The organism is Streptomyces turgidiscabies Car8, assembly GCF_000331005.1.
GTDB lineage: Bacteria > Actinomycetota > Actinomycetes > Streptomycetales > Streptomycetaceae > Streptomyces > Streptomyces turgidiscabies.
The window spans coordinates 1-9,556 of record NZ_AEJB01000661.1; the positions used below are offsets into that span (position 1 = coordinate 1).

The 9,556-nt window shown below is 68.6% G+C and carries 8 protein-coding genes; 2 read left to right on the plus strand and 6 right to left on the minus strand.

Annotation, left to right across the window (positions count from 1 at the left end; translation table 11 throughout):
* Positions 1–74 precede the first annotated feature (74 nt).
* Together STRTUCAR8_RS46245 and STRTUCAR8_RS46250 are read left to right on the plus strand one after the other, a co-directional pair.
* Positions 75–356 carry a type II toxin-antitoxin system Phd/YefM family antitoxin gene (locus STRTUCAR8_RS46245; protein WP_044474057.1) on the plus strand — a complete coding sequence of 94 codons (282 nt, stop codon included), beginning with the start codon at positions 75–77 and terminating at the stop codon, positions 354–356.
* On the plus strand, positions 353–607 hold the full coding sequence (locus STRTUCAR8_RS46250; protein ID WP_006383444.1) for a Txe/YoeB family addiction module toxin: 255 nt from the start codon (positions 353–355) through the stop codon (positions 605–607). Before STRTUCAR8_RS46245 ends, STRTUCAR8_RS46250 begins: the two co-directional genes overlap by 4 nt.
* On the opposite strand, the gene STRTUCAR8_RS46255 is transcribed toward STRTUCAR8_RS46250, so the two are convergent.
* The 6 genes from STRTUCAR8_RS46255 to fxsA all read right to left on the minus strand — a co-directional run bounded on the left by STRTUCAR8_RS46255 (position 601) and on the right by fxsA (position 9,364).
* On the minus strand, positions 601–1,242 hold the full coding sequence (locus tag STRTUCAR8_RS46255; protein ID WP_048818913.1) for an AAC(3) family N-acetyltransferase: 642 nt from the start codon (positions 1,240–1,242) through the stop codon (positions 601–603). The two genes, STRTUCAR8_RS46250 and STRTUCAR8_RS46255, sit on opposite strands and share 7 nt — an antisense overlap.
* 40 nt (positions 1,243–1,282) lie before the next feature.
* Positions 1,283–2,389 carry an aKG-HExxH-type peptide beta-hydroxylase gene (locus STRTUCAR8_RS46260; RefSeq protein ID WP_078507527.1) on the minus strand — a complete coding sequence of 369 codons (1,107 nt, stop codon included), beginning with the start codon at positions 2,387–2,389 and terminating at the stop codon, positions 1,283–1,285.
* The gene (locus STRTUCAR8_RS46265) at positions 2,386–3,651 is read right to left on the minus strand and encodes an FxsB family cyclophane-forming radical SAM/SPASM peptide maturase (protein ID WP_044474059.1); all 1,266 of its coding nucleotides are present in this window, start codon (positions 3,649–3,651) and stop codon (positions 2,386–2,388) included. Before STRTUCAR8_RS46265 ends, STRTUCAR8_RS46260 begins: the two co-directional genes overlap by 4 nt.
* 96 nt (positions 3,652–3,747) lie before the next feature.
* Positions 3,748–7,716 (minus strand): FxSxx-COOH system tetratricopeptide repeat protein, encoded by a 3,969-nt coding sequence (fxsT, locus tag STRTUCAR8_RS46270; RefSeq protein WP_006383441.1) that lies wholly within the window; start codon positions 7,714–7,716, stop codon positions 3,748–3,750.
* Positions 7,706–9,007 (minus strand): TIR-like protein FxsC, encoded by a 1,302-nt coding sequence (locus STRTUCAR8_RS46275; protein ID WP_006383437.1) that lies wholly within the window; start codon positions 9,005–9,007, stop codon positions 7,706–7,708. The genes fxsT and STRTUCAR8_RS46275 overlap by 11 nt, the downstream gene beginning before the upstream one ends.
* Before the next feature lie 162 nt (positions 9,008–9,169).
* The gene (gene fxsA, locus STRTUCAR8_RS49070) at positions 9,170–9,364 is read right to left on the minus strand and encodes an FxSxx-COOH cyclophane-containing RiPP peptide (RefSeq protein ID WP_234372512.1); all 195 of its coding nucleotides are present in this window, start codon (positions 9,362–9,364) and stop codon (positions 9,170–9,172) included.
* Positions 9,365–9,556: the final 192 nt, after the last annotated feature.

Sequence of the window (9,556 nt, forward strand, 5' to 3'; positions counted from 1 at the left end):
CTTCCTTCTCTGCCGTGCCAGGCGAGCCATCAGTGGTACGTTATTCGGTACCAGTGATAGAACGGGGTCGGCCCATGTCCATAACTGCGAGCGAAGCCCGTAAGTCTCTCTTTCCGCTGATCAAGAAGGTCAACGACGATCACGAGGCCATCGAGATCGTCTCCAAGCACGGTAACGCCGTGCTCGTCTCGGCCGAGGACTACACGGCGCTGCGCGAGGGCTCGTACTTGCTGCGTTCACCCGTGAACGCACGGCGGCTGCTCAAGGCGTACGAGAATGCTCTGAGCAACGTCAACGTGTCGGAGCGCGAGCTGATCGACCCGGATGCGGCGGAACAGGCGTTGGCTGCCGAGTGAGGCTTGTCTTCGAGGACCAGGGCTGGGAGGACTACACGTCCTGGCTCAAGAACGACCGCAAGATGCTCGCTCGGATCAACAAGCTCATCGAAGACGTCAAGCGTGACCCCTTCACGGGGATCGGTAAGCCCGAGCCGCTCAAATACCACTTGCCCGGCGCGTGGTCGAGACGGATCGACGACGAGCACCGCCTTGTCTGTCTCGTGACGGACAAGGAGATCGTGATCCTTGCGGCCCGTTATCACTACTGACGCCGGGCTGTCCGTGTAGGAGCGCCCTCTGCGGCCCTGCCCGTCAGCTGTCCGACGGCGGAAGCGACGGCGTCAGCGAGGTCGAACAGTCGGCAGTGGGCATGGCCGACCCGGCCGGAGCGCACGGCCCCGGTCGCCTCGTAGGAGGCCCCCACTGCCGCGAACGGGGAGGAGCCCAGGAGTGTCTCGGCGCTTACGTGCGGGCCCGTAAGACGGCTCGTGATGCGGTACTCCGCCAGGTGGAACGCGGTGAACGCCTCGAAACCGACGCCCATCAACAGCACTCGGGCGTCGAGCTTCTCCTGTCTGCCCAGCGGTGAATCCTGGCCCAGGGAGCAGCCGGGGGAGGGGTCGGAGGTGATGTAGTCCGCCTGGGCGCCCAACGCCGTGAAGGCACTCCGCGGATGAGCGCTGTGCAGGGCAGCGGACCGGGTGCGTACCGTCTCGGCCAGGACACCGACGCCGAAGACCGGTGCGGTGCACTGGGCTGACGAGGACGTGGAGGCGCGGGCGTCGTGAGGTGTCGAGGTGCGCATCACGAGCGTCCCGCTGGGTCCGAGGACTTCTGACAGCGCGCTCACCATGGTCTCCGCGCCGTTGGCGACGGAACCGACGGTACTCAGGGCGGAGTGCACGAGGACGGTGTCTCCTGCCCGGAGTCCTAGTCCTCGAAGGTCATGGACGAGGTCCGCTCTGCCGCGCAGTGCCCCCTGCCGGCACGAACCGACGATGCACGGCCTCACGCAACTCCGTCACGAACCGCCTGCCTGCGGGCAGAAGTTCGCCGCTTTCGAGCAGAGTGTGGGCGGCGGTGTCGGTGTGCTCGCGCCAGGTGTCGTACTCGCGTCGGGCACGCTCGCCTCCCGTCCCGGAGGCGAGTTCGGTGCGCCAGAAGTCCGTCACACCCAGGTGCGCGTACGTCCCCTGGAGCAGCGCTCCGAGGGGCCGCTGATCGAGCCGCCACGGGGCGTGGTAGCGGGCGTCCGTCGGGGGACCGTGCAGCGGTAACAGGTCGAGCAGTGCGCCGAGTTGGACGTGCAGAAACTCGTGCACGAGGGTCAGTGCGAGAAGCCCCGGGTCGTCGGGGAGGGAGGTGGCGACGGCTCCGAAGGCGCGACGGGCCGCCGAACTCACCTCGGTGCCATCGGGGTCGGGAAGCAGCGGGACCACTGTGGACAGGCCGGCGGCGATGGACTGTGCGTGCCAGGGGTGCCGCCGCACGAGCACGGTCCAGGCGGCACGCAGTGCCTGTGTCCACTTCTGTGTCTGTCCGGCGGTGAGCGGTTCGGCGAGTTCGTGGCCGTGCGCCTCACGGAAGGGGCCGTGGTCGGCGAGCCGCAGTTCGAGTGCCATGCCGTCACAGATGGCGTCGACACGGTGCCATGCCCGCTGACCTGGATCCGCCGTCAGTTGTTCCAACCACGACAGATCAGCGGGCAGTCCGCGCTCCAGCGCGGTGAGAGCGCGGGTCAGTCCCTCGTCCAGGTAGGGGTGCAGCATGACCTCGCGCCAAGCCGCGTGGTCCCGCCGGTTCAGTTCGACCAGGCCGCGGTACGCCGCTTCTGCCGTGCCCTCCTCCGGATGCCCGGCTGCCGCCTGGCGCAGGGCGCGTGCCATCAGCATGCGTTTGCTCAGTTGCCCGCTCCGAAGCAGGTCCACGGCGGTCGCACCGCCGCGGGCGCGGGCCAGGGCTCTGAAGACGGGGGCGGGGACGGTGTGCGGGACGAGATCCGGGCCGGGGCGTGACGCGAGACCAGCCCCCTGCCCCGTGGCCGCTCTCATCGGGACGCCCCCCGTCGGGGCACGGTCAGTGCGGCGATGTCCCGGCGTAACCGGGCGCCGATGTGGTCGACCAGTACCGCCAGGTCGTCGCAGTACACGGAGGGAGCCGAGAAGACCGGGGTGGCTCCGGGAAAGTATCTGTGGGCGTACAGGCCGCCGCCGCACACGCGGGAGCGGGCGCAGGAGCGGCAGACGGGGCCGAGCCCGCTCAAGCCGCGCTGCCGGGCGCGGAAGGCGGGATGCGCGGCGGCGTCGGCGAAGGTGTCGCGGAACACGTGCAGCCCGGTCTCGGGTGCCCCGGGATAGCTCACCTTGAGCGAGTCGGCCTGCTCGATCGCCCCGTCGGTCTCCACGACGACGAGGTCGACGGGTGTGAGACCGACCACCTCGCTTCGGGCGGTCCCGCCGAGCAGCAGCACCATGATCTCCTCGAACAGCCGGATGCCGGTCTCCCGGCTCGGGGCGCCGTACCAGCGGTCGAAGACCACGCGCAGCCAGTCGGCATACGGGGCGGGGCCGGTGGTCGGGCCCCGTGCGGGCGGAGCCGTGGGCGGAGAGACCCGTGCGGCGAGCCCGGGTGGCGGAGCCTGCCAGGTCCCATGGGGGAGTAACAGGTCCAGCCGGGGCGGAGCGAATCGCAGGAGCGCTTCGTACGTCTCCAGCGGATCGGTGGTGGGGTCGATCACGCACAACAGGCCGGCGAACAGGTGCCGGTGGGCCGGTTCCGTCAGCAGTTCGAGCGCGCGGGCGGTGGCGGCGTGGCTGCCTCGCCCGTCGGCCCGCCGTCGATGCCGGTCGTGACCGGCGGGGGTGCCGTCCAGGCTCACCCCGATCCGGACCCCGTGCCGGTCGAGAACGGGGAGCAGCCGCGGGTCCTCGGCGAGCCGGATGCCGTTGGTCTGCAGGGTGAAGCGCGGCGCGGCGATTCCGGCCAGCGCGTCCGTGACGGTCCCGAGGAGTTCCTCCAGGCGCTCCGCCCCGACCAGGAGGGGCTCGCCTCCGTGCAGCACCACGTGCACCTCGGACAGTCCGTGCTCCGCGGCGTGTTCGGCCATCAACCGCGACGCCCGCTGCACCGTCGCCGGAGTCATGCTCCTGGGCTGTCGCCGCCAACTCTGGTCGGCCGCCTCGTACATGTAGCAGTACGTGCAGGCCAGGTTGCACCGGCTGTGGATCTTCAGCAGGAACTGTCGGAAGGGCACGGACTCCGACCCGCTGTCCGGCGCGGCGGGCGCGGCGGGCGGGGCGTTGGTGGCGGACATCGGCATCGATCGCTCTGGTACGGCGGCGGAGGAAAGAGCCCATCATAGGTACCCCGTGAGGGCTGTGTGGCTCTCGGGGCGGATGACAACGCCTGATCAGGTGGTCGGCGGTTCGATGTCCGAATCGAGCCTTTTTCCGGACAGTATTGTCCGGGTCGTGGGATGTGCCTCGCCCAGCTTGTCCCGGGCCCTTCGCGCGGCCTCAACCGCCAACTGTCCCGCCTCCTCGGTCCGGCCGATCGCGCCCAGGCTCAGACCCAGGTTGGCGGTGATGCTGATGGTGTCGTAGTGGTCGGGGCCCAGGATGTCGAGGAAGTACCGTCGCGCACGCCGGTCCCACTCGGCCGCCTCTTCCAGGTCGCCGGCCAGGGCGAGGTCGTTCGCGTGATTGATCATGCAGCTGAGGCTGTAAGGGTGACTCTCCCCGACGATCTGCGCCATCTGGTGCAGAGCCTGGTGGGACAACTCGCGCGCGGAGTCCGGACTGCCCGTCAGCCGCCGGTAGACGGAGAGGTTGGTGGAGCAGGCCAAAGTGACGGGATGTTCCGCACCCAGGTAGGTGCTGTAGCGGTCCTTCGCCCGTTCGGCCAGTTGCCGTGCTCGTTCCGGCTCGCCGAGTGCCGCCAGATCGCAGGCGAGACCGACGGCCGCGGCGAGGGTGTCCGTGTGCTCGGTGCCGTGTGCCTCGACGTACCGGGAGTGGATGTCCTCGTCGATCTTTCTCGCCTGTTCGTAGTCTCCGGCCCGGCGCAGGGCCACGGCGAGGTTGCGGCGCGTCCTCAGCGTCTCCATGTGACCCTCGCCGAGGGTCTGCTCGTACCACTGGACGGTGGTGCGCAGCAGTTCCAGGGCTTCCCTCAGACTGCCCGTCTCGCGCAGGTCCCGGGCGTAGTTGCTGGCGAACAGCAGGGAGTAGAAGTTGTCCGGGCCGCGTGCCTCGCTCTGCTGCCGGTAGGCGTGTTCGTGGAGGTCCAGGGCAGCCCGGCGATCACCCGCGAGGTACTCCGACATGCCGAGATTGTTGGTGTACATGAGCGTGCGCGGGTGGTCGTCGCCCAGTGTCCGCAGGGCCCCGTCGAGGGTATGGCGGTCGAGTTCCCGGGCCTCCAGGTAGCGGCCCAGCGCGCGCAGGTCGGCTGCGACGTTCCCGGCGGCCGCGAGCGTGTGCGCGTAGTCCGGGCCCTTGGTGCGGTGGAATCGCTCGAAGGTGTCCTGATCGGTCTCGTAGGCTTTGCCCAGCTGCCCTCTCGAGCGGCGGAGGTTGCCGAGCTGGATGCGCAGCATCAGGGTCTGCGGGTCGTCGGGGTGCCCGATGCCGCATTCCTCCCAGCGGTCCAGTGTGCTTTCCGCGAGCTCTTGGCCGTCGGTGTGCAGGCCGCGTTTCCACAGGTAGCGCACCGAGTCGGTGACCCACTTGCGCACCTCGGGGTCCGGACTCTCGGCGGCCAGGCTGGGTCGCAGATGGGGCAGCAGTTCCGCATAGCGGTCCCAGTCCCCGGGTACGTCGGGGTCGCCCGGGTCGGCGTCGACCAGCGCGGCGTGCACCACACCACGGGCCTGCGGTGTGCGTTCGTCGTCGACCTGTTCGCGGATGACGGCCTGCACCAGCCGGTGCACCGTGAGGGTCGCACTGCTCTGGTCGCTCTTGGCGAGGCCGAACCGGTTGATCGCACGCACCAGTTGGGCGACGGCCATCTCGTCGCGGGGCTCACCCGAGGGCAGGGTCAGCGCCTTTGTGACGGCTTTGCTGTACAGGAGTCGCAGGGGAATGGGGTCAGGTCCGAAGAAGGAGCAGATCTCCAGCATCTCGGCCGCCGCCAGGTTGACCCGGCGCAGTTCGTCCACCGCCAGATGCCAGGTCGCCGCGGCGGAGTGGGGATAGTCCCGTGCCGGCAACTGGGTGGTCTGCAACACCTCGGTGAGGCGGTCCTTGAGCAGCGCCAGATAGGTGGCCACCGGCATGCTGCTCTCGCTCAGCCAGACCGCTGCCTGGGCCACGGCCAGAGGCAGGTCCCCCAGTTCCCTGGCCACCTCCTCCGCGTGGGAGGCCGTGAGCCCGGTGTTGAGGCGGTGCAGCAGGTCGGTGCTCTCCTGACGCTGGAACACCTCGACCTCGACCAGCCCCGCGTCGTTCACCCAGGTCCGGTCGCGGGAACTGAGCAGGACGTGGCCGCCGGGCGGCCCGGTCGGGATGAACTCCGCAAGCTGTTCGGGGCGTCCGGCGTTGTCGTAGACCAGAAGCCAGCGGTCGAACGGCTCACCCCGGCGCAACGCCCTCAGCACCGACTCCGCTGTGCTCGTCATGTCCTCGCCGACCTCCAGGCCTAGGCGCGGCGCGAGATCGGCGAGGGCCGGGCGGATCAGACTGGGTTGCGCGGCGGTGACCCACCAGACCACGTCATAAGCCGCTTTGAATCGATGTGCGTACTCTTGGGCGATCTGAGTTTTGCCCACCCCGCCGAGCCCGTAGAGAACCTGTGTCGTGCTGCCGGAGGTGAAGCCGTTTCGCAGCCTCTCCAGCAGGAAGCCCCGGCCGGTGAACGATACGTTCCTGGAGGGCACGCGCTGCACCGTGGGGGACGTACCGGGAAACGGTGGCGCTGCCGTGCCGGTGACCGTCACGCCGCCGCCCGGGACGCGCGTGCGGCGGACAGGGCCGACGGCCGACAGCAACTGGGTCTCCGCCTCCTCGGGAGTGCAATGAGTGAGGTCGGCGGCGAAGCGACCCCTGAAGGGGTCCCGGGCCGTGGGTTCGAACTCCTGGACGCGTACCGCCAGCAGTGCCCCCTTGGCGCTCTCGTGGCCTTTCAACTGGGTCCAGACGTCCTGGGTGCGCCGCTGCACCAGATATTCGGGAGAGAGCAGGGCGAGCAGCCTTCCCCGTCCCTTCAGCACCGGGACGACCTCGGGCAGCGTCCCGGCGCCCGGTTCGGCGGTGCTGTGCAGCGAAACCTGGTATCCGGTGGCTTCCAGCCGGGCCGCGACCCATTCCGCCCACATACGGTCGGCCGGTGCGTAGCTGACGTGGATGCGCGGCCATGACGTCCTGGGGTCGAGGTAGACGGCACGCATCCGCAGCCGTTCTTCCTCCGGATGGGGGACGAGGGAGCGTACCCGGCCGTCGGTGATCCACGCGGTGAGCCGCTCGAAGGCCGCGAGCAGGTTGCCCGGCTGGGAGGGCCGGTCCCGGACCGTGGACGGGATCTCGGCGTAGGCGTAGTACTTCTTGTAGGGAATCTCGACATCTCCCCAGTACTGGTCGTGCTCCGATTCGACCAGCCAGGAGAGAAACGGTCCGAACTCCGCGCGAGCCAGGTCGCGGCCCCATTCGAGCAGTTCCTGCTCGCCGTCCTCGACGCGCATGGGCACGGGGAGGATGCGCACGGGGTGGCGCACCTCCGCCGTCACGGACTGGGCGACATCCAGGCCGCCCTCGATGCTCTGGTGGTTCAGCACGAACCCGTCGACGAGGACGTCCGGCATCAGGGTGGTGCAGATCCCCGAGATGTCGCTGACGCCCGTGCGACTGTCGATGAGGACGTAGTCGTACGACGCCTTCATCTCCTCCCGCAGAGCCTGAAGGAACGAGCCGCCACCCAGACGCTCGTAGAACGCGCGCCAGTTGAAGCTCGTGACGTCCGCGGAGTACGAGGGGGACATCCGCCCCGCGGGCAGGAAGTCGAGCCGGCCGCCCGCCGGGAACCGCAGGTCCAGGCCGGTGGTGCGAGGGCCGAGCCGTACGTGGGAACGCAGTTCCTCGTCACTCATCACGGTGGTCCCGGCGCCGGGTTCCAGCGGACCGGGGCGCATCACCTGTCCGACGAAGGAGTTCACCATGTTGATCAGACCGTCGGTGTCCCGCAGCTTCGGATCGAGGAGGAAGGGGCGTAGGTAGCGGTGCAGCCCGGGGGCCTCCAGGTCCCAGTCGACCAGCAACACCCTCTTGCCGTTGCTGGCCATGATCCAGCCGACGTTGACCAGAGCCATCGTGCGGCCTGTGCCACCTTTGTAGGAGTAGAACGTGACAATCGTGCCGGTGTCCTGAGCCTCGGCCTCAGTGCTCATCGTCCTGATCCTTCTGCGGGGGCGTACGACCCGGCGGATCGGTCGGGTCGTCGGTGCGGGGCAGTGATGTGTACGGGACGCTGAGTCCCGGCATGGGCGGTGCCGACAGCCCGGCGGGCAGCCGGCGCGGGACGGCCTTCTCCATGAGACGGTTCTGGGCGACGACGACCATCCGGGCCAGCCGGTCCTCGAACCGGTGTCTTTCGACCTGGACCTGGAACAGCGGATCGTAGGGGTCGTTGCGTCGCATCCAGTTGCGTCTGAAGACCTGCTGAACGTCGGTCCACAGCTCTTCGTCGCCGGATTCCTCGTCCGTGTCGTGACACGGGACGAGTACTCCGGTGACGGGATGGTTCTGCCGGTCGTAGTCGGACAGCGGAGCGCGGTACTGGCTTTCCCGGGCGGCCCACGCATCGACCAGCAGAACGGACGTCTGGTTGTGGTGCATGGCCTCGTCGAGCTTCTCGCCGAGACCGCCGTCGACGACTTCGAGGCTGCTCGTGCACCCCTCGTCTATGATCACGCGCTGAGCCCGGTAGGCCACGGTGGGGTGGATCGGAGGGTGGTACGGGGTCCAGTCGAGTGGTGAGGGCCCGTAGTACTCGCCCCGCTGCCGGCCTGTGGGCAGGGGGTCGGTCACGCCGGCGGCGATGAACACCCGGACGTGACCCGTGGTACGCCCTCTCGGCCCCGCGAGCTCCCGTCCTTCGAAGGGGCTGTGCACGGTACGGAGGTCGAGGTCCTGCGCGCGGGGCAGCCGGAAGAGATCGGCGACGTGCCGCACCCGCTTCGCCACGAGTTCCAGGACGGCCCGGTAGGCCCGGCCCCCGGGCGCGGAACGCAGCAGCCCCATAAGACCCTGCTCCAGGTACTCCTGACCCATCGCCGGTTCGAAGTACTGGTACTTGCTGATCTCCTGCGGCATCGCATGATGCAGGGGGGCCCACAGGACGGGTATGAGCGCCGGTACCTCTATGTCGGTCTGCTCGCGGTACTTCAGCAGCCTGGATTCGAAGGCGGCCCATTCCTTGCCGCAGTAGAGACTGTTGACGTACGAGGGCGAGCACAGGGCCACCAAGGCACGGCAGTGCCCGATCTCACTGCCGAGCGTGCTCTCCCAGTCCATGCCCAGGCCGATGCGCTCGATGTCCAGGAACGGCTGCTGTCCGCTGCAGTCCGCGCCCAGACGGTCCAGCTCCTCCACCAGGTCGTCGTAGAAACGGCCCACGAAGGCGCTGCCACGGTCGTCCCGGCGCGCGTAGCTGAGGAAGAAGTACGGCTCTCGCTCCAAAGCGCCCCCCCCGGCTGCCGTATTCGGCCGCAGGCGTTTCACCACGCCTTTGAGCCGGGATATGTGCGTGGCAACGTGATACCCCGATGGGCCGGGGCTCAACTCACAGCGGGGGGACGGATCATAGTTGGCCGAAAGGTGGCGAGAAGGGTTCTCGGCGTGTCAGAGAAGTGCCGAAGAGAACGCGGCGAAGCTCTCGCCGGACGGGAATCGCACATCGTGGAGCACTGACGCCAGCACGGTGTCCGGCAGGTCTTCCAGTGCGTCCATGGGCAGGTCGGTGATGTCCACCAGGTCCGAGACGTACTCGGGACCGCTCATCTCTCTCAGCACCTGCAGTGCCTTTCTACCCCGCACGCGCCGACTGTGGGGGCGTGCTTGTTGTCCGGTGCCACTCCGGGGCACCGGGCGACGGGACAGAGCCTAGTGGCAGACCAGCTGTGTCATGCAGTCGGGAGGCTCGGGACTGGAGAAATTCGCGCCCTTTGTCAAGGGTGATCGGTGGGTAGGGCAGGAGTGAGGGCGTGGGCTGCCTCGTCGACAGTGCAG

What these genes read in the sequence shown, in the direction of transcription:
- STRTUCAR8_RS46245 (WP_044474057.1), top strand. Translation starts at nt 75, where the DNA reads ATGTCCATAACTGCGAGCGAAGCCCGTAAGTCTCTCTTTCCGCTGATC.
- STRTUCAR8_RS46260 (WP_078507527.1), bottom strand. Translation starts at nt 2,389, where the DNA reads ATGAGAGCGGCCACGGGGCAGGGGGCTGGTCTCGCGTCACGCCCCGGC.
- STRTUCAR8_RS46265 (WP_044474059.1), bottom strand. Translation starts at nt 3,651, where the DNA reads ATGTCCGCCACCAACGCCCCGCCCGCCGCGCCCGCCGCGCCGGACAGC.
- fxsT (WP_006383441.1), bottom strand. Translation starts at nt 7,716, where the DNA reads ATGAGCACTGAGGCCGAGGCTCAGGACACCGGCACGATTGTCACGTTC.